At 72.6% G+C, this 17,844-nt stretch carries 19 protein-coding genes and 1 riboswitch; of the genes, 8 read left to right on the forward strand and 11 right to left on the reverse strand.

Going from position 1 to position 17,844, the window contains the following annotated elements:
* Positions 1 to 35 precede the first annotated feature (35 nt).
* The 5 genes from metF to ACQ9ZG_RS07325 all read right to left on the reverse strand — a co-directional run bounded on the left by metF (position 36) and on the right by ACQ9ZG_RS07325 (position 3,867).
* Positions 36 to 953, reverse strand: a complete 918-nt coding sequence (gene metF, locus ACQ9ZG_RS07305) for a methylenetetrahydrofolate reductase [NAD(P)H] (protein WP_109916633.1) — start codon at positions 951 to 953, stop codon at positions 36 to 38.
* 124 nt (positions 954 to 1,077) lie between these two features.
* A complete protein-coding gene (thiE, locus tag ACQ9ZG_RS07310; RefSeq protein ID WP_109916632.1) occupies positions 1,078 to 1,728 on the reverse strand; it encodes a thiamine phosphate synthase in 651 nt (216 codons plus the stop codon).
* Positions 1,729 to 1,805: 77 nt separating this feature from the next.
* On the reverse strand, positions 1,806 to 2,171 hold the full coding sequence (locus tag ACQ9ZG_RS07315) for an Rv2175c family DNA-binding protein (protein WP_018486656.1): 366 nt from the start codon (positions 2,169 to 2,171) through the stop codon (positions 1,806 to 1,808).
* An 80-nt stretch (positions 2,172 to 2,251) separates the two neighbouring features.
* A complete protein-coding gene (locus ACQ9ZG_RS07320) occupies positions 2,252 to 3,496 on the reverse strand; it encodes an NAD(P)/FAD-dependent oxidoreductase (protein WP_499280145.1) in 1,245 nt (414 codons plus the stop codon).
* Between the two features lie 29 nt (positions 3,497 to 3,525).
* Positions 3,526 to 3,867: an avidin-fold protein gene (locus ACQ9ZG_RS07325; protein WP_109914352.1), complete on the reverse strand. Its 342-nt coding sequence runs from the start codon at positions 3,865 to 3,867 to the stop codon at positions 3,526 to 3,528.
* Between the two features lie 53 nt (positions 3,868 to 3,920).
* A riboswitch (TPP riboswitch) is annotated at positions 3,921 to 4,033 on the forward strand.
* On the opposite strand from ACQ9ZG_RS07325, the gene thiO reads away from it, so the two are divergent.
* The 5 genes from thiO to ACQ9ZG_RS07350 all read left to right on the forward strand — a co-directional run bounded on the left by thiO (position 4,031) and on the right by ACQ9ZG_RS07350 (position 9,354).
* The gene (gene thiO, locus ACQ9ZG_RS07330) at positions 4,031 to 5,287 is read left to right on the forward strand and encodes a glycine oxidase ThiO (protein ID WP_499280146.1); all 1,257 of its coding nucleotides are present in this window, start codon (positions 4,031 to 4,033) and stop codon (positions 5,285 to 5,287) included. It overlaps the preceding riboswitch by 3 nt.
* Complete coding sequence (gene thiS / locus ACQ9ZG_RS07335; protein WP_018486660.1) at positions 5,284 to 5,496, forward strand: sulfur carrier protein ThiS; 213 nt, start codon at positions 5,284 to 5,286, stop codon at positions 5,494 to 5,496. Before thiO ends, thiS begins: the two co-directional genes overlap by 4 nt.
* 2 nt (positions 5,497 to 5,498) lie before the next feature.
* Positions 5,499 to 6,293 (forward strand): thiazole synthase, encoded by a 795-nt coding sequence (locus ACQ9ZG_RS07340; protein WP_084996048.1) that lies wholly within the window; start codon positions 5,499 to 5,501, stop codon positions 6,291 to 6,293.
* A 193-nt stretch (positions 6,294 to 6,486) separates the two neighbouring features.
* Positions 6,487 to 8,415, forward strand: a complete 1,929-nt coding sequence (gene pknB / locus ACQ9ZG_RS07345) for a Stk1 family PASTA domain-containing Ser/Thr kinase (protein ID WP_109914864.1) — start codon at positions 6,487 to 6,489, stop codon at positions 8,413 to 8,415.
* A 6-nt stretch (positions 8,416 to 8,421) separates the two neighbouring features.
* Positions 8,422 to 9,354, forward strand: a complete 933-nt coding sequence (locus tag ACQ9ZG_RS07350; RefSeq protein ID WP_109914865.1) for a deoxyribonuclease IV — start codon at positions 8,422 to 8,424, stop codon at positions 9,352 to 9,354.
* A gap of 50 nt (positions 9,355 to 9,404) precedes the next feature.
* Here the strand turns inward: ACQ9ZG_RS07350 and ACQ9ZG_RS07355 are convergent, their stop codons facing one another.
* Positions 9,405 to 10,037, reverse strand: coding sequence for a sulfite oxidase-like oxidoreductase (locus ACQ9ZG_RS07355; protein ID WP_109914866.1), 633 nt, complete (start codon positions 10,035 to 10,037; stop codon positions 9,405 to 9,407).
* 152 nt (positions 10,038 to 10,189) lie between these two features.
* Between ACQ9ZG_RS07355 and bfr the strand changes: the two genes are divergently transcribed.
* Positions 10,190 to 10,669, forward strand: coding sequence for a bacterioferritin (bfr, locus tag ACQ9ZG_RS07360; RefSeq protein WP_018486665.1), 480 nt, complete (start codon positions 10,190 to 10,192; stop codon positions 10,667 to 10,669).
* Between the two features lie 37 nt (positions 10,670 to 10,706).
* Here the strand turns inward: bfr and ACQ9ZG_RS07365 are convergent, their stop codons facing one another.
* Both ACQ9ZG_RS07365 and ACQ9ZG_RS07370 read right to left on the reverse strand, forming a co-directional pair.
* Positions 10,707 to 11,000, reverse strand: a complete 294-nt coding sequence (locus ACQ9ZG_RS07365; RefSeq protein WP_028415593.1) for a (2Fe-2S)-binding protein — start codon at positions 10,998 to 11,000, stop codon at positions 10,707 to 10,709.
* A gap of 176 nt (positions 11,001 to 11,176) precedes the next feature.
* Entirely contained in the window at positions 11,177 to 12,523 is a 1,347-nt protein-coding gene (locus tag ACQ9ZG_RS07370; protein WP_026237271.1) for a class II 3-deoxy-7-phosphoheptulonate synthase, read from the reverse strand.
* A 102-nt stretch (positions 12,524 to 12,625) separates the two neighbouring features.
* Here ACQ9ZG_RS07370 and ACQ9ZG_RS07375 point away from each other — a divergent pair, with 102 nt between their 5' ends.
* Positions 12,626 to 12,694, forward strand: coding sequence for a trp operon leader peptide (locus tag ACQ9ZG_RS07375; RefSeq protein WP_106669287.1), 69 nt, complete (start codon positions 12,626 to 12,628; stop codon positions 12,692 to 12,694).
* A 128-nt stretch (positions 12,695 to 12,822) separates the two neighbouring features.
* Positions 12,823 to 14,709 (forward strand): anthranilate synthase family protein, encoded by a 1,887-nt coding sequence (locus ACQ9ZG_RS07380; protein ID WP_499280147.1) that lies wholly within the window; start codon positions 12,823 to 12,825, stop codon positions 14,707 to 14,709.
* Positions 14,710 to 14,742: 33 nt separating this feature from the next.
* On the opposite strand, the gene ACQ9ZG_RS07385 is transcribed toward ACQ9ZG_RS07380, so the two are convergent.
* From ACQ9ZG_RS07385 to macS, 3 genes are all read right to left on the reverse strand, one after another.
* Positions 14,743 to 15,738, reverse strand: a complete 996-nt coding sequence (locus ACQ9ZG_RS07385; RefSeq protein WP_109914918.1) for a 2-hydroxyacid dehydrogenase — start codon at positions 15,736 to 15,738, stop codon at positions 14,743 to 14,745.
* Positions 15,739 to 15,845: 107 nt separating this feature from the next.
* Positions 15,846 to 16,595 (reverse strand): response regulator, encoded by a 750-nt coding sequence (locus tag ACQ9ZG_RS07390; RefSeq protein WP_375138288.1) that lies wholly within the window; start codon positions 16,593 to 16,595, stop codon positions 15,846 to 15,848.
* A complete protein-coding gene (gene macS / locus ACQ9ZG_RS07395; RefSeq protein WP_028415589.1) occupies positions 16,592 to 17,839 on the reverse strand; it encodes a MacS family sensor histidine kinase in 1,248 nt (415 codons plus the stop codon). The genes ACQ9ZG_RS07390 and macS overlap by 4 nt, the downstream gene beginning before the upstream one ends.
* Between the last annotated feature and the right edge of the window lie 5 nt (positions 17,840 to 17,844).

Consider the following 17,844-nt stretch of genomic DNA (forward strand, 5'->3'; position numbering starts at 1 on the left):
TGCGGCCGCAGCCGCTCGGGGGCGGGTACGGCCGGTCACGACTGCCTGTGCAGTCCGAGATTTTCGTAGATCTCGAGCGTTGCCGTCGAGTTGTTGAGCGTGATGAAGTGCAGCCCGGGCACACCCTCGGACAGCAGTTTCGCGCAGAACTCCGTTGCGAACTCGATGCCAATGGAGCGTACAGCGGCCGGATCGTCCTTGACCGCGAGGATGCGCTCTTTCAGCGGCTCCGGCACCGTCGCGTTGCTGAGCTGCGAGAATCTTTCCAGTTGCTTCACACTGGTGAGCGGCATGACCTCGGGAATGATCGGCGTTTCGCAACCCGCGGCGACCACCCGGTCACGCATCCGGAGATAGTCCTCCGGACGGAAGAACATCTGGGTGATCGCATAGTCGGCCCCGGCCCGGCACTTGTCGACGAAATGACCGATGTCGGTCTCCCAGTCGGTGGAGCGCGGGTGCATTTCCGGGAAGGCGGCGACGCCGACGCAGAAGTCGCCGGCCTCCTTGATCAGGCGGACGAGATCGGCCGCGTACGTCACGCCCTGCGGATGCTCGACCCACTCGCCCATCGGGTCGCCGGGCGGGTCGCCCCGGACCGCGAGGATGTTCCTGATCCCGGCGTCGGCGTACTGGCCGACCATGTTGCGCAGCTCGGCGATCGAGTGGCTCACCGCGGTGAGGTGGGCGACCGGGGTGAGCGTGGAGTCGGCGGCGATCTGCTGGGTGGCCCGCACCGTCCCGGCCCGGGTGGAGCCACCGGCCCCGTAGGTCACCGAGACGAAGCTCGGCCGCACCGCCTCGATCCGGCGCAGCGCGCTCCAGAGGTTGCGCTCGCCCTTCTCGGTCTTGGGCGCCCAGAACTCGAAGGAGTACGAGGTTTTGCCGGTCGCGAGCATGTCACGCACGGTGCGTGCGTGGTCCGTCCTGGTGGAAGCTGTCCCAAGGGCCATAGGGGGAGGTTAACCAGGGGGTGGACACTCCCCCAACCAGAGCGGGGGCTCTTGTCTTGATTTACCCTTTTCGACGTCCACCCCTTGGGACAAGACCCCTCCGGGACCATCACGAAAGCGCTGCTCAGAGCGCGTGCGCGCGGACCCGCTTCGCCAGCTCGGCGGTGGCGGCGGCCGGATCGTCCGCCTCGGTGATCGCGCGGACGACCACGATCCGGCGGGCGCCCGCCTCCAGCACATCGTCCAGGTTGTCCGCGTCGATCCCGCCGATCGCGAACCAGGGGCGCGGCTGCGCCAGGGAGGCGGCGTACCGCACGAGGCCGAGGCCGGGGGCGTGACGGCCGGGCTTGGTGGGGGTGGGCCAGCAGGGGCCGGTGCAGAAGTAGTCCACGCCGTCCTGGGCGACGGCGGCGTCGACCTCGGACTCGGCGTGGGTGGAGCGGCCGATCAGCCGCTCCCGGCCGATGATCGCGCGGGCGGCGGGCACGGGCAGGTCGCCCTGGCCCAGGTGCAGGACGTCGGCGCCGATGGCGTGGGCGACGTCGGCCCGGTCGTTGACGGCGAGGAGCTTGCCGTGGCGGCGGCAGGCGTCGGCGAAGACCGCGAGGTGCTCCAGCTCCTCGGCGGCCTCCATGCCCTTGTCCCGGAGCTGGACGATGTCGACACCGCCGGCGAGCACGGCGTCCAGGAAGGCCGGGAGGTCGCCCTGGCGCCTGCGGGCGTCCGTGCAGAGGTAGAGCCGGGCGTCGGACAGCTGCTCGCGAGGCGTGGGCATGGTGGAGTCCCCCCGTGGTCGTGGCGGTGTACGGGCCCCGCGCGCGGGGCCCGTACACCGCTTCCTGATCGTGTCGGTCAGACGGCGAGCGCCTGGGCGCGGCGCTTCACCTCCGTACCGCGATTCTCGCTCAGCGCCTGGGCGGGGGTGCCGGGCAGGGTCGGGTCGGGAGTGAAGAGCCACTCCAGCATCTCTTCGTCGGAGAAGCCGTCGTCCCTCAGGAGGGTCAGGGTGCCGGAGAGGCCCTTGACCACCTTGCTGCCGTCGATGAAGGCGGCAGGCACCTGGAGCGTCCGGTTCTCACCACGGCGTACGGCGATGAGCTGGCCCTCCTTGACCAGCTGCCGGACGCGCGTCACCTCGACATCGAGCATGTCCGCGATGTCGGGGAGGTGGAGCCAGGCGGGGACGAGAGCATCGGTCTTTGCGTCAATCTCGGTCACAGGGACAAGCGTGCCATCCGGGACTGACAGCCGGTAGCCGGGCCGACCGTACGGGGGTCGCACGGGCCGGGCCGGCGGCGTCACAGGGCGGTGGACTTGAGCGGTACGGCCGGGTCGGCCACCCGCTCCGGATCGAGGACGGCCCCCGACTCGATGAGCTTGCGCCCCTGGGCGAGGTCGCGCGGGCGCCCCACCGCGAGCAGGGCGACCAGGGCCCCGGCCCTCAGCCAGCAGACCGACCAGGCGGCCTCCGTGGCGTCGCCGCGCCACACCAGGGTGTCGGCGTGGGCGTGGTGCCCGGCGTACTGCACGAAGCGGCCGAACTGCTCGGACCAGAAGTACGGGACGGGGTCGTGGACCGGGAGCGGCTCGCCGCTCTCCGCGGCCAGGATCGCGGCGGCGGCCGTGCGCGGGCCCTGGAGGGCGTTGTCCCAGTGGTGGATCAGCAGGCGTTCGCCGTAGCGGGCGGAGGGGAAGGAGGCGCAGTCCCCGACGGCGTACACATCGGGCAGGGAGGTGCGCAGGGCGCTGTCGGCGGTGATCGAGCCGTCCGCGCCGCGCTCGATCCCAGAGCCGGTGAGCCAGCCGGTGGCGGGGCGGGCGCCGATGCCGACGACGACGGCCCCGGCGGGCAGGGTCCGGCCGTCCGCGAGGACCACGGTGGACTCCTCGACGCGCTCCACCCGGGCGTCGGTGAGGAGTTCGGCGCCGCTCTCCGCGTACCAGTCGGCCATCGGGGCGGCGACCTCGGCGGGCAGCGTCCCGGCCAGCGGGCGGGCGGCGGCCTCCACGACGGTGACCGCGCACCCCGCGGCGCGGGCGGCGGTGGCGAACTCGGCGCCGATCCACCCCGCCCCGACGACCACCACGTCGTGCCGCTCCTCCAGGACCGGCCGCAGCCGGGCGGCGTCGTCCAGGGTGCGCAGCAGATGCACGCCGGGAACACCCTCGGTGCCGGGCAGGGCCAGGGGCTCGGCGCCGGTCGCCAGGACCAGCGTGCCGTAGGGGACGGGCCCCTCCGCCGTGTCCAGCACGTGGTCGGCGGCGCGCAGGGCGGTGACGTCGAGGCCGAGGCGGAGCGTGATGTCCAGCGCCTCGAAGTCCACGTCGAAGGCGGAGTCCTCGGCCTTCCCCAGGAGCACCGCCTTGGACAGCGGCGGCCGGTCGTAGGGCTGGTGGGGTTCGGCGCCGATCAGCGTGACGGGTCCGGTGAAACCGGCCTCCCGCAGGGCGACGGCGGTCTGCACGCCCGCCATGCCCGCTCCGACGATCACGACGTTCCGTGTGCGCTCCCGCGCCGCGTGGTCTTCCGTCTGCTCGCTCACGTGTACCAGTCTATTCAGCTGACATGACGTCAGTCGGCGACTTCCTCCACCACGCTGGTCCCGCTGCCCTCCTGGGACTCCCACTCCCACCGCTCCTCCAGCCGGACCCGGCCGTCGGCGCGTTCGGTGACGGTGGAGAGGCAGTGTCCGGAAGAGGTGGTTCCGTCCCGCTTGAGCTGGACGTAGCGGAAGTCGAGTCCGTCCCCGTCGCGGGTGCCGACGAGATGGCCGTGGACCACGTCACCGCCCGCGTACTCGGCCCAGATCCGGCCGTTCTCCTCGTGGTACGTGAAGCGGGTCCGGGTGCCCACCTGGCCGGGGGCCTGGTCGGCGACGGGCGAGAGGACGAGTCCGTCGAGCGAACGGGCCACGGTCGCTGCTCCCTTGGCTGTGCCGTGCGCGGGTGGGTTTAGGCTGGCCACGGTAGAACACTCGCGGGAGCCCGGACGCACCGGGCTGAGAGGGAGGCTGGAGCGCCTCCGACCGTACGAACCTGATCCGGGTCATGCCGGCGAAGGGAGGGGCTGGACACCCATGCGCGTCTCGGGGAGGACCTCCGGAAATCCGGGGGAAGGCTCAGGAACTCCGGGAAGGACCCCAGGGGTTCCGGGAGGAGATCCAGGATCCGACGTCCTCGTCATCGGGGGCGGGATCATCGGTCTGGTCACCGCGTGGCGGGCCGCCCAGCGCGGGCTGGCCGTCACCGTGGCCGACCCCGATCCGGGCGGCGGGGCCGCCCGGGTGGCGGCGGGCATGCTGGCCGCCGTCACCGAACTGCACTACGGCGAGGAGATGCTCCTCGGCCTCAACCTCGCCTCCGCCGCCCGCTATCCGGAGTTCGTCGCGGAGCTGGAGGCGGCGAGCGGCCGGGAGACCGGGTTCCGCGCCTGCGGGACGCTGGCAGTCGCGCTGGACTCCGACGACCGGGCGCATCTGCGGGAGCTGCACGCCCTCCAGGAGCGCTCGGGTCTGGAGTCGGTCTGGCTGAGCGGCCGCGAGTGCCGCCGGCTGGAGCCGATGCTCGCGCCGGGGGTACGGGGCGGACTGCGGGTGGACGGTGACCACCAGGTGGATCCGCGCCGGCTCGCCGCCGCGCTGCTGGCCGCCTGCGAGCGGGCCGGGGTGGTGTTCCGCAGGTCCCCCGCCGAACGGCTCACCGTCACCGGGGGCCGGGCCGCCGGAGCCGTGCTCGCTGACGGTACGGGGGTCGGGGCCGACCAGGTCGTCCTGGCGGCGGGCAGCCTCAGCGGGCGGCTAGCGGGGCTCCCGGAGGAGGTTCTGCCGCCGGTCCGCCCGGTCAAGGGCCAGGTCCTGCGGCTCACCGTGCCCCCGGCGTACGCCCCCTTCCTCAGCCGGACCGTGCGGGCCGTCGTCCGGGGCGGCCACGTCTATCTCGTACCGCGGGAGAACGGCGAGCTGGTCGTCGGCGCCACCAGCGAGGAGCTGGGCTGGGACACCACCGTCACCGCGGGCGGGGTCTACGAGCTGCTGCGCGACGCCCATGAGCTGGTGCCCGGCATCACCGAGCTGCCGCTGACCGAGACCCGGGCCGGACTGCGCCCCGCCTCCCCCGACAACGCCCCGCTGCTCGGCCCCACCGCCCTGCCCGGCCTCCTCCTCGCCACCGGCCACCACCGCAACGGTGTGCTGCTGACGCCCGTCACGGGCGACGCGATGGCCGAGGCGCTGACCACCGGCGAGCTGCCCGAGGTGGCCCGCCCGTTCGCCCCGGGCCGGTTCGCGTCCGCCGGAGCCGCCCCCGTATCCGCCCTCCAGGAGCAGTCCGCATGAGCCCTCAGGTATCCGTCTCGGTCAACGGGGAGCCGCGTACCCTCGACGCGGGCACCGCGCTGGACCGCCTCGTCGCCACCCTGACCACCGCGCCCTCCGGGGTCGCCGCCGCCGTCAACGAGTGCGTGGTGCCGCGCGGCCGGTGGGCCGCCACCACACTCGGCGAGGGCGACCGCGTCGAAGTCCTGACCGCCGTACAGGGAGGCTGACCATGTCCGACGACGTCTTCACCCTGGGGCCGGCCGCCTTCGGCTCCCGGCTGATCATGGGGACCGGCGGGGCGCCGAGCCTGGAGGTGCTGGAGCGGTCCCTGATCGCGTCCGGGACGGAGATGACCACCGTCGCCATGCGCCGGCTGGACCCGACCGTGCGGGGGTCGGTCCTCTCCGTGCTGGAGCGGCTCTCCATCCAGGTGCTGCCGAACACGGCGGGCTGCTACACGGCGGGCGAGGCCGTCCTCACCGCCCGGCTGGCCCGGGAGGCGCTCGGCACCGACTGGATCAAGCTGGAGGTCATGGCCGACGAGCGGACCCTGCTGCCCGACCCGATCGAGCTGCTGGACGCAGCCGAGATCCTGGTCGACGACGGGTTCACCGTGCTGCCGTACACCAACGACGACCCGGTCCTCGCGCGGAAGCTGGAGGACGTGGGGTGCGCGGCGATCATGCCGCTGGGCTCCCCCATCGGCTCCGGGCTCGGCATCCGCAACCCGCACAACTTCGAGCTGATCGTGGAGCGGGCCGGGGTCCCGGTGATCCTGGACGCGGGGGCCGGGACCGCGTCCGACGCGGCGCTGGCGATGGAGCTGGGGTGCGCGGCGGTGATGCTCGCCTCGGCGGTGACCCGGGCCCAGGAGCCGGAGCTGATGGCGGCGGCGATGCGGCACGCGGTGGACGCGGGCCGGCTGGCGTACCGGGCGGGGCGCATCCCGCGCCGCCACTACGCGGAGGCGTCCTCGCCGGTGGACGGGCGGGCGGCGCTGGATCCGGAGCGCCCGGCGTTCTGAAGATCCAGCCCCTCCGGCGTTCGAGGAGCGGGGTGCGGGGCGGAGCCCCGGGTGCACCCGCCGTACGGGCGCGGGGCCCGGGGATCGCCAGGCCCGTCACCTGGGACGTGTCCCTGTCACAGGTCGGTAAGGGAACGGCCCCGGGAGTGCCCGCTCCGTCCGGGGTGTCGGTGGCGGCTCGTAGACTCTCGGGGTGGACACGACCCTCCAGGACCCGCTCGTCGGGCAGCTGCTCGACGGCCGGTATCGCATCGAGGCGCGCATCGCCGTCGGCGGGATGGCCACGGTCTACCGGGCCGTGGACACCCGCCTGGACCGGGTGCTCGCGCTCAAGGTGATGCACCCGGCGCTCGCCACCGACGTCGCCTTCGTCGAGCGGTTCATCCGCGAGGCCAAGTCGGTGGCCCGCCTCGCCCACCCCAACGTCGTCGCGGTCTTCGACCAGGGCGCCCAGGGGGCGTACGTCTATCTGGCGATGGAGTACGTCGCGGGCTGCACCCTGCGCGACGTCCTGCGCGAGCGCGGCGCCCTCCAGCCCCGGGCCGCGCTGGACATCCTGGAGCCGGTCCTCGCCGCGCTCGGCGCCGCCCACCGGGCGGGGTTCGTGCACCGCGACATGAAGCCGGAGAACGTCCTGATAGGGGACGACGGCAGGGTCAAGGTCGCGGACTTCGGGCTGGTCAGGGCGGTCGGCACGGCCACCGACACCACGGGTTCGCTGCTCGGCACGGTCTCCTACCTGGCCCCCGAGCAGATCGAGCACGGCAGCGCCGACACCCGCAGTGACGTGTACGCCTGCGGGGTCGTGCTGTACGAGATGCTGACCGGCGCCAAGCCGCACACCGGGGAGAACGCCGCCCAGGTCATCTACCGGCACCTCAACACCGACGTCCCGGCCCCCTCCGCCGTCGTGCCGGGGCTCCCGGTGGCGCTGGACTCCCTGGTGGCGAGCGCCACCGCCCGCACCCCGGAGGTGCGCCCGCACGACGCGGTGCTGCTGCTGGCCGAGGCCCGGGAGGCCCGCGCCCAGGTGACCGAGGCCGAACTGGACGCCGTACCGCCGCAGGCGCTGTCGGACAGCCACGACGGCGCGCAGGACCGTACGAGCGTGATCCCCCGGGCCCTTCCGGCGGACGGTCCCGAGGACGGCGTGCACCGGACCAGCCGGCTGGAGATGCCCCCGCCGGTCGCCCCGCCCCGGCGCCGGGCGGGCCGCAGAGGTCCGTTCGGCGGCCCGCACGGCAAGCTGGTCACCATCGTCACCGCCGTCCTGCTGACGCTCGGCATCGGGGTGGGCGTCTGGTACATCAACTCCGGCCAGTTCACCCAGGTGCCCTCCCTCCTCGGCCAGACCCAGCAGGCGGCGGAGAAGCGGCTCTCGGACGCCGGGCTCGGGCTGGAGGGCGTCGAGCGGGTCTTCAGCGACACGGTCGAGCGGGGTGCGGTGGTCGGCAGCGACCCCGCGTCCGGCGACCGGATCCGGGGCAACGGCTCGGTGAAGCTCACCGTCTCGCGCGGCCCGGAGATCGTCCGGGTGCCCGATGTGGCGGGCTCCTCCCTGGCGGACGCGCGGCTCTCCCTGAAGAAGGTGGGCCTGGTCCCCGGCATGGTGACCAAGGAGTTCAGCGAGGACGTGGCGCGCGGCGAGGTGATCCGTACGGAACCCCGTGCGGGCACCGACCGGAACCCGGACTCGGCCGTGGCCATGGTCGTCAGCAAGGGCAGCCCGGTCGACGTCCCGGACGTCACCGGGCTCTCGGTCGAGGACGCCACGGCGGAGCTGGAGGGCGAGGGGCTGAAGGTCCGGGTGCTGCCCGGCCGGGTCGACTCCCCCGAGGACGCCGGGGACATCGCCCAACAGTCCCCGGGCGCGGACGCCGAGGCCGCGCAGGGCGACACCGTCGAGCTGACCGTCTCCAAGGGCCCCCGGATGCTGGACGTCCCCGACGTCACGGGCCGGGACGTCGACGAGGCCCGCGCCACCCTGGAGGAGGCGGGGTTCGAGGTGAAGGTCGACCGGCCGTTCCTCTCCTTCAGCGACACGGTCGCGCGCCAGTCCGTGGCGGGCGGCGAACAGGCCCCCGAGGGCTCCACCATCACGATCAGGACCAAGGGGCTCTAGGACGTCATGCGCAACCCTGAGAACGGCAACCGGCCGGGCACCGAGGACGGATCCCTGACGCGCAACCCCGTGGGCGGGCACGTCCCGGTGGCCGGCGGTCTCGCCAAGGTCGGCCTCGCCTACGCCCGTGAGCTGGCGGCCGAGACCGTGCAGGTCTTCGTCGCCAATCCGCGCGGCTGGGCGACGCCCGCCGGGAACCCGGCGCAGGACGAGCTGTTCCGCTCGGAGTGCGCGGCCGCCTCGATGCCCGCGTACGTCCACGCCCCGTATCTGATCAACTTCGGCTCGCACACCGAGGCGACCGTGGAGAAGTCCGTGGACTCCCTGCGCCACTCGCTGCGCCGGGCCCGGGAGATCGGTGCGCTGGGCGTGGTCGTGCACACCGGCTCCGCGACCGGCGGGCGGCCGCGTGCGGAGGCGCTGGCCCAGGTGCGGGAGCACATGCGCCCGCTGCTGGACGAGCTGACCCACGACGACGACCCGGATCTGCTGCTGGAGTCCACGGCGGGCCAGGGCTCCTCGCTCTGCTCCCGTACGTGGGACTTCGGACCGTACTTCGAGGCGCTGGACGCCCACCCCAAGCTGGGCATCTGCCTGGACACCTGCCACATCTACGCGGCGGGCCACGATCTGGCCGGGCCCTCGGGGATGCGGCAGACGCTCGACCTGCTGGTGGAGACGGTCGGCGAGGGGCGGCTCAAGCTGATCCACGCCAACGACTCCAAGGATGTCGTGGGCGCCCACAAGGACCGGCACGAGAACATCGGCGCGGGTCACATCGGCGCCGAGCCGTTCCGGGAGCTGTTCGCGCACCCGGCGACCGAGGGCGTACCCCTGATCATCGAGACGCCCGGCGGCAAGGAGGGGCACGCGGCGGACGTGGCCCGGCTCAAGGAGCTGCGGGGCGCGGCGGGGAAGCGGCCGCGGGAGACCGCGTAGAGCGCTCCGGGACCCTCCTGCGGCTCGGCCCCTCCTCGGGCGCGGCCGTGCTACAGCTCGGGGCCGTCCCCCGGCCCCTCCTGGTACGAATAGCGCTGCTCGGCCCAGGGGTCACCGATGTTGTGGTAGCCCCGCTCCTCCCAGAACCCGCGCCGGTCGGCCGTCATGTACTCGACGCCCCGGACCCACTTCGGGCCCTTCCAGGCGTACAGGTGCGGGACGACCAGGCGGAGCGGGAAGCCGTGCTCGGCGGTGAGCAGCTCGCCGTCCTTGTGGGTGGCGAAGAGCGTGCGGTCGGAGGCGAAGTCGGCCAGCCGCAGGTTCGAGGAGAAGCCGTACTCGGCCCAGACCATCACATGGGTGACCTCGGGCGCCGGGGGCGCCAGGTCGAGCACCGTACGGGCGAGGACGCCGCCCCACTCGGCGCCGACCATGCTGAACTTCGTCACGCAGTGCAGATCGGCGACGACCGAGGCGTACGGCAGGGTCGTGAAGTCCTGGTGGTCCCAGCAGTGCTTGTCGCCGTCGGCGGTGGCTCCGAAGACCCGGAACTCCCACCGCTCGGGTTTGAACTTGGGAACGGGCCCGTAGTGGGTGACCGGCCATCCGCGCTGCAGCCGCTGCCCTGGTGGTAGCTCCGACTGCTCTGCTCCGCGCTTCTCCCGGTTTTCCGGCTGACCCATGTCTCCATGGTGACAGACAGGCAGGGGTGGTCATGACCAGGGCGGACCCCCGGTGGGTCAACTCGTACTAAGCGTGCACTTACTGGACGGCCGGTGGACGCGGTGCGAGGATGCGGCCACCTTGTCGATCACGCTTGGAAGGAGCCTCTGCGATGCAGGGCGACCCCGAGGTCATTGAGTTCCTCAACGAACAGCTGACGGCCGAACTGACGGCCATCAACCAGTACTTCCTGCACGCGAAGATGCAGGAGAACTTCGGCTGGACCAAGCTGGCCAAGTACACCCGGGCCGAGTCCTTCGACGAGATGAAGCACGCCGAGGTCCTCACGGACCGGATTCTCTTCCTGGACGGGCTGCCCAACTACCAGCGGCTCTTCCACGTCCGGGTGGGCCAGACGGTCACCGAGATGTTCCAGGCGGACCGCCAGGTCGAGGTGGAGGCGATCGACCGCCTCAAGCGCGGGATCGAGGTCATGCGGGCCAAGGGGGACATCACCTCGGCCAACATCTTCGAGTCCATCCTGGAGGACGAGGAGCACCACATCGACTACCTCGACACCCAGCTGGAGCTGGTGGAGAAGCTGGGCGAGCCGCTCTACATCGCGCAGCTGATCGAGCAGCCGGAGAGCTGAGCCGGTCCCGGAGCCGATCGGGTCCCGCGGGAGACCGTCAGGCCGCGTCGGGGAGACGCACGTCCGGGGTCGCCGCCACCGGCACGACGGCCGCAACCGGCATGGCCATCGGCTGGTCGATCGCCGCTGCCGCCACGGGCTCCCGCTGCTGACCCACGAGGTCGCGGCGCGAGCAGTCACGCCCCAGCAGGGCCTGGATCCGGCGGACACAGCCGCCGCAGTCCGTGCCGGCCTTGCAGGCCGAGGCGATCTGGCGCGGGGTGCAGGCCCCGGCGTCCGCATGCTTCTTGACCTGTGCCTCGGTGATGCCGAAGCAGGAGCAGACGTACATGCGGTTCACCTCCCTGCGGGCCGGTCGTTCGTGCCGTCCCCGTCTAATCGGTGAGGCTAACCTAACCTTACCCACATGGCGAGGCGCGGAAAAGCCCCGGAACGGACTGTGGGGCACGGATCACATGGATCCGTGCCCCACAGGTGCGTCCGGCGGGAACCCCCGCCGGGGACCGCTTACTGGTCGCGGTACATCTCGGCGACGAGGAAGGCCAGGTCGAGCGACTGGCTGCGGTTGAGCCGGGGGTCGCAGGCCGTCTCGTAGCGCTGGTGCAGATCGTCCACGAAGATCTCGTGGCCGCCGCCCACGCACTCGGTGACGTCGTCGCCGGTCAGCTCCACGTGGATGCCGCCCGGGTGGGTGCCGAGGCCCTTGTGGACCTCGAAGAAGCCCTTGACCTCGTCCAGGACGTCGTCGAAGCGGCGCGTCTTGTGGCCGGAGGCGGCCTCGAAGGTGTTGCCGTGCATCGGGTCGGTCACCCAGGCGACGGTGGCGCCGGAGGCGGTGACCTTCTCGACCAGCTCGGGCAGCTTGTCGCGGACCTTGTCGGCGCCCATGCGGACGATGAAGGTCAGCCGGCCGGGCTCGCGCTCGGGGTCGAGGCGGTCCACGTAGCCCAGGGCCTCGTCGACGGTGGTCGTCGGGCCGAGCTTGATGCCGATCGGGTTGCGGACCCTGGAGGCGAACTCGATGTGCGCGCCGTCCATCTGGCGGGTGCGCTCACCGATCCAGACCATGTGACCGGAGGTGTCGTACAGCTCGCCGGTGCGTGAGTCGGTGCGGGTCAGCGCCGTCTCGTAGTCCAGCAGCAGCGCCTCGTGCGAGGCGTAGAACTCGACCGCCTTGAACTCGGCCGGGTCGGTGCCGCACGCCTTCATGAAGTTGAGCGCGTTGTCGATCTCGCGGGCCAGGGCCTCGTAGCGCTGGCCGGCGGGGGACGACTTCACGAAGTCCTGGTTCCAGGCGTGGACCTGGCGCAGGTCGGCGTAGCCGCCGGTGGTGAAGGCGCGCACCAGGTTCAGCGTGGAGGAGGAGGCGTGGTACATCTGCTTCAGCCGCTGCGGGTCCGGGACCCGGGCCTCCTCGGTGAAGGCGAAGCCGTTCACCGAGTCGCCGCGGTAGGTCGGCAGGGTCACGCCGTCACGGGTCTCGGTCGACTTGGAGCGCGGCTTGGAGTACTGGCCCGCGATCCGGCCGACCTTGACGACCGGCACGGAGGCGGCGTAGGTCAGGACGGCGCTCATCTGGAGCAGCGTCTTGAGCTTGGCCCGGATGTGCTCGGCGGAGACGGCGTCGAAGGCCTCGGCGCAGTCGCCGCCCTGCAGCAGGAACGCCTCGCCCTTGGCGACGGCTCCCAGACGGGCGCGCAGCTGGTCGCACTCGCCCGCGAAGACGAGCGGCGGATACGACGCGAGGTCCGCGAGTACATCGCGCAGGGCCTCGGAGTCGGGGTACTCGGGCTGCTGCGCCGCGGGAAGGTCTCGCCAGGTGTTGCCACCGGCGACGGAGGTATTGGCGTTCACGGTCACACGGACAACATTACGGGGTCGCGCGGGGCGTCCATTCGAGCGCTCAATAGTTGAGACACCTGCTCCGATGCCCGGAACGTCCGCTAGGGTCGCACCATGTCGACGCAACAGACCCAGCTCTCGATCCAGAACTGGTGGTGGACCGCTCATCCGGCGGCCCGCTGAACCATCGCGCTGACACACACCGCGCAGGCCGCCCGAGGGGCGGCCTTTCTGCGTTGCGGAGCCGTTCCTCTCCCCCGTGAATCCCGTACGAGGCCCTCGTACGGACCGTCCGGAAGGAACCCGCTCCGATGTCCCGTACCGCCTTTGACCTCGTCCGCCGGCTGCTGGCCGACGACGCCCCGCCCTTCGCCCTGCTGCGCCGGCGCACCCCCGGCCGTGACCACGATCACGTGGAGGTGCTGATCGGCGGGGTGCGGGAGGCGGAGCGGCTGGCCGACCTGCCGGTGGGCGCGTCGCCCGCGCTGGCCCTGGTGCCGTTCCGGCAGATCGCCGAGCGCGGCTTCGACGTACGGGACGACGGGACGCCGCTGAGCGTGCTGGTCGCCGACGAGACGCACGAGCTGGAGCTGGCGGAGGTGCTGGCCGCGCTGCCCGCGCACGACGTGGTGGTGGAGGACCGGGGCTTCGACGTGGCGGACGCGGAGTACGCGGAGATCGTGCGGCGGGTGATCCGGGACGAGATCGGGCGGGGCGAGGGCGCGAACTTCGTGATCCGGCGGACGTTCCGGGGGGCGATCCCGGGGTTCGGGCGGGCGGACGCGCTGGCGCTGTTCCGGCGGCTGCTGGCGGGCGAGCGGGGCGCGTACTGGACGTTCGTGGTGCACACCGGGGAGCGCGTGCTGGTCGGCGCCAGCCCGGAGGTGCATGTGCGGATGTCCGGCGGGACGGTCGTGATGAACCCGATCAGCGGGACCTACCGCTACCCGGACGAGGGGCCCACCGCCGAGAGCCTGCTGGCGTTCCTCGGGGACCGCAAGGAGAGCGAGGAGCTGTCCATGGTGGTCGACGAGGAGCTGAAGATGATGTGCACGGTGGGCGACCGGGGCGGGGTGGTGGTCGGGCCCCGGCTCAAGGAGATGGCCCACCTCGCCCACACGGAGTACGAGCTGCGGGGCCGGTCCTCGCTGGATGTCCGGGACGTCCTGCGCGAGACCATGTTCGCGGCCACCGTCACCGGCTCCCCGGTGCAGAACGCCTGCCGGGTCATCGAGCGGTACGAACGGGGCGGGCGCGGCTACTACGCGGGCGCGCTGGCCCTGCTGGGGCGGGACGCGAACGGGGCGCAGACGCTGGACTCCCCGATCCTGATCCGGACGGCCGACATCGCCCCGGACGGCTCGCTGGAGGTGCCCGTCGGCGCCACCCTCGTCCGCCACTCGGACCCGGAGAGCGAGGTGGCCGAGACGCATGCCAAGGCGGCCGGGGTGCTGGCGGCGCTCGGGGTGCGGCCGGGGCGGCCGGAGGCGGAGGCGGACCGTCCGCAGCTGACCGCGGATCCCCGGGTGCGGGCGGCGCTGGACGGCCGGCGCGGCGGGCTGGCACCGTTCTGGCTGCGGATGCAGGAGCGGACCCGGGAGCTGTCCGGGCACGCGCTGGTGGTGGACGGCGAGGACACGTTCACCGCGATGCTGGCCCACCTGCTCCGCTCGTCCGGGCTGGAGGTGTCGGTGCGCCGGTTCGACGAGCCGGGGCTGCGGGAGGCGGTGCGGGCGCACGCGGGGCCGGTCGTGCTGGGCCCCGGCCCCGGGAATCCGGGCGACCTGGCCGACCCGAAGATGCGGCTGCTGCGGGAGCTGGCGGCCGGGCTGGTGCGGGAGCACCGGTACGGGCTGCTCGGGGTCTGCCTCGGCCATGAGCTGATCGCGGCGGAGCTGGGGCTGGACATCGTGCGCAAGGCGGTCCCGTACCAGGGGGCGCAGACCGCGATCGAGCTGTTCGGGCGGCCGGAGACGGTCGGCTTCTACAACAGCTTCACCGCCCGCTGCGACTCCCCGGCCGCCGCCGAGCTGGCCGCGCACGGGATCGAGGTGAGCCGGGACGTGGCGAGCGGTGAGCTGCACGCGCTGCGCGGGCCCGGCTTCGCCTCGGTGCAGTTCCACCCGGAGTCGGTGCTGACCGTGCGGGGGTCCGCGATCGTGACGGAGCTGCTGGCGGGGCTGCCGGTGCTGAGCTGAGCGCGGGACGCCGTGCCGCGCCGGGCCCCGGGGTCACAGGCGCGGCACGAGCACGTTCTCGCTGCGGCGTCCGGCCAGGTAGTCGGTGACGTTCTGGACGGTCGCGTCGACGATCTGGCCCACCGCGTCCTCGGTGTAGTACGCCTGGTGCGAGGTGACGATCACGTTCGGGAAGGTCACCAGGCGGGCCAGGGTGTCGTCGTCGACGCCCTCCAGGGACTTGTCCAGGAAGAAGAGCCCGGCCTCCGCCTCGTACACGTCGAGCCCGACGCCGAGGAAGCGCCCGGCGCGCAACTCGGTGACCAGGGCGGCGGTGTCGATGAGGCCGCCGCGGCTGGAGTTGACCAGGATCGCGTCGTCCTTCATCGACTTCAGGGCGGCCTCGTTGATGATGTGGTGCGTGGCGGGGAGCAGCGGGACGTGCAGGCTCACCAGGTCGGCCTCCGCGAAGAGCCGCTCCTTCTCCACGTACTCCATTCCCAGCTCCAGGCAGGCCGGGTTCCCCACCACGTCCCAGCCGAGCAGCTTCATCCCGAAGCCGTGGGCGATCCGGGTGAACGCCTCACCGATCTTGCCGGTGCCGACCACGCCGACGGTCCGGCCGCGCATGTCCCGGCCGAGCAGTCCGTCGAGCCGGAAGTCGAAGTCGCGGGTGCGGCCGGCGGCCCGGATGATGCGCCGGTTCACCGCCATGGCCAGGGTCCAGGCGAACTCCGCGACCGAGTACGGGGAGTAGTACGAGACCCGGGCGACGCGGAGGGCGAGCCGTTCGGCCACGTCCAGGTCGATGTTGTTGAAGCCGGTGGAGCGCTGGGCGATGAGCTGGGTGCCGCCGGCGGCGAGGGTCTGGAGCACCTTGGCTCCGAGGTCGGCGTTGACGCTGGTGGAGATGATCTCGTACCCGGCCGCGATGGGGGCGGTGTCCCGGTTGAGGAAGACGTCCAGGCAGCGGACGTCGTGCAGCCCCGCGAAGGCCTTCTCGATCAGGGGCTTCTCATCCGACTGCACACCGAACGCCAAGATCTCCATAGCGCGAATATACGGCCGCGGAGCCGGACGCGCAGGGGCCGGACGGCCCTGCCCGTCCGGCCCCTGGTCCCGGCCTCCGGGACCGGTCGGGTGCCGTCCGGTCCCGGTCAGATGTCGTCGAGGCCGCGCTCGATGGCGTACCGCACCAGCTCCACCCGGTTGTGCAGCTGGAGCTTGCCGAGGGTGTTCTGCACATGGTTCTGCACGGTGCGGTGCGAGATGACCAGGCGCTCCGCGATCTGCTTGTACGAGAGTCCCTTGGCGACCAGCCGCAGCACCTCGGTCTCCCGGTCGGTGAGCTGCGGGGCCTTGGGCTCGTCGGGGGCGGCGGGCGCGGGGTCGGAGGCGAGCCTGCGGTACTCCCCGAGGACCAGGCCCGCGAGGCCCGGGGTGAAGACCGGGTCGCCGTTGGCGGTGGAGCGGACGGCGTCGACCAGTTCCTGGGTGGAGGCGGACTTGAGGAGGTAGCCGGTGGCGCCGGACTTCACCGCCTCCAGGACGTCGGCGTGCTCGCCGCTGGCGGAGAGGACGAGGACGCGCAGACCGGGGTGGGCGGGGACCAGCTCCTTGCAGACCTGGACGCCGGGCATGCCGGGCAGGTTCAGGTCGAGGACCAGGACGTCCGGGGTCACGGCCTTCGCCCGGCGGACCGCCTGCGGGCCGTCCCCGGCGGTCGCGACGACGTCGAAGCCGGACTCGGCCAGGTCGCGGGCGACGGCGTCGCGCCACATGGGGTGGTCGTCGACCACCATGACCCGGATGGGCCGCTCGGTGCTCCGTCCGCCGTCCCGCGCCGCCGCGTCCTGCGGTGCGCCCTGTCCTGCTGCCGCGTCCTGCGGTGCGTTCTGCGTGCTCATCGGGCCGATCCTGCCTTCCCCCGGGAAACCTGTGCTTTCGGAACCTTCAACTCGACCTCGGTGCCCTGCCCCGGCACCGAGATCACCTCGGCCGTGCCGCCGATGTCGCGCAGCCGGCCGCGGATGGAGAGCGCGACCCCCATCCGCCCCTCCCCCTCCGCCTGGGCGAGGCGGCCCTCCGGAATGCCGGGGCCGTCGTCCCGGACGGTGACGATGACCTCGCCGGGCTCGTCCTCGACCAGGATCCACGCCTGGGCCCCCTCCCCGGCGTGCACCCGCACATTGTCCAGGGCGGCGCTGACGGCGGCGGCCAGCTCACGGGCGGCGGGTGCCGGGAGGAGGACCGGGGCGCCGGGCTCGGCGAAGCTGGTACGGGAGCCGGCGTGCGGGGCGAGCAGGGTGCGCAGATCGAGGGGGGCCTCCTCGCCGGGGCTCTCCTCGTCCACCTCGACCGTGCGGACGACGGCCCCCTCGGCGGCGTCCTCGGAGACCCGGGTCGGGGGCACCAGGCCGCTGGAGACCAGGGTGCGCAGGGCCACCTCCTGCTCCCCGGCCAGCCGGCCCAGCTCGGCCGCCTCGCCGCCGAGCGCGGTGCCCCTGCGCTGCACCATGGCCAGGACCTGGAGGACGCTGTCGTGGATGTCCCGGGCGAGCCGCTCGCGTTCCCGGGTGGCCGCCTCGATCTCCAGGGCGCGGGCCAGGGTGCGCTCACTGGCGCGGGCGACCTCGACGACGTACCCGATCGCTATCGAGGCGACCCAGACCAGCAGCACGTTGTGGAAGGTGTCCCGGCTGGGCTCGCCGCGCTGGATGATGTTGGCGGCGGCGACGAAGGTGGAGGCGAAGGCCGCCCACCGCCAGCCGCCCTTGATGGCGAAGGCGAGGACCGCCCCGGCCGTCCAGATCGAGGGCAGCGTCGGGCCGTCGAAGGTCTGGGAGTCGGTGTCGGCGATCGGGGTGAGCATGATCCCGGTCAGCGCGACGACGAGGTCCGCGCCGAGGAAGCGCTTGGTGCAGCTCGCCGCCGAGCGGACCTTGGGCAGGGTGGCGAGCGTCCACACGGCGAGGAACGCGAGATAGGCGAAGGCCACCCACGGCCGCTCGAACGGCTGCCGGCCCAGGTGGTCCTTGCCGAAGACGGCCAGCAGCACCGCGTAGATCATGGTCAGTACGCGGTACCCCGTCAGCGCACGCCACAGCGGCTGCTCGACCGACATCCGTACGACCCGCTCACGCTTGGCCATGGCCC

Source organism: Streptomyces araujoniae, assembly GCF_050871195.1.
Taxonomy (GTDB): domain Bacteria; phylum Actinomycetota; class Actinomycetes; order Streptomycetales; family Streptomycetaceae; genus Streptomyces; species Streptomyces bacillaris.

Coding starts and splice junctions, on each gene's coding strand:
- thiO (WP_499280146.1), top strand. CDS start 4,031: ATGCGCGTCTCGGGGAGGACCTCCGGAAATCCGGGGGAAGGCTCAGGA.
- thiE (WP_109916632.1), bottom strand. CDS start 1,728: ATGCCCACGCCTCGCGAGCAGCTGTCCGACGCCCGGCTCTACCTCTGC.
- bfr (WP_018486665.1), top strand. CDS start 10,190: ATGCAGGGCGACCCCGAGGTCATTGAGTTCCTCAACGAACAGCTGACG.
- ACQ9ZG_RS07385 (WP_109914918.1), bottom strand. CDS start 15,738: ATGGAGATCTTGGCGTTCGGTGTGCAGTCGGATGAGAAGCCCCTGATC.
- macS (WP_028415589.1), bottom strand. CDS start 17,839: ATGGCCAAGCGTGAGCGGGTCGTACGGATGTCGGTCGAGCAGCCGCTG.
- ACQ9ZG_RS07380 (WP_499280147.1), top strand. CDS start 12,823: ATGTCCCGTACCGCCTTTGACCTCGTCCGCCGGCTGCTGGCCGACGAC.
- ACQ9ZG_RS07390 (WP_375138288.1), bottom strand. CDS start 16,595: ATGAGCACGCAGAACGCACCGCAGGACGCGGCAGCAGGACAGGGCGCA.
- ACQ9ZG_RS07365 (WP_028415593.1), bottom strand. CDS start 11,000: ATGTACGTCTGCTCCTGCTTCGGCATCACCGAGGCACAGGTCAAGAAG.
- ACQ9ZG_RS07340 (WP_084996048.1), top strand. CDS start 5,499: ATGTCCGACGACGTCTTCACCCTGGGGCCGGCCGCCTTCGGCTCCCGG.
- thiS (WP_018486660.1), top strand. CDS start 5,284: ATGAGCCCTCAGGTATCCGTCTCGGTCAACGGGGAGCCGCGTACCCTC.
- ACQ9ZG_RS07350 (WP_109914865.1), top strand. CDS start 8,422: ATGCGCAACCCTGAGAACGGCAACCGGCCGGGCACCGAGGACGGATCC.
- ACQ9ZG_RS07355 (WP_109914866.1), bottom strand. CDS start 10,037: ATGGGTCAGCCGGAAAACCGGGAGAAGCGCGGAGCAGAGCAGTCGGAG.
- metF (WP_109916633.1), bottom strand. CDS start 953: ATGGCCCTTGGGACAGCTTCCACCAGGACGGACCACGCACGCACCGTG.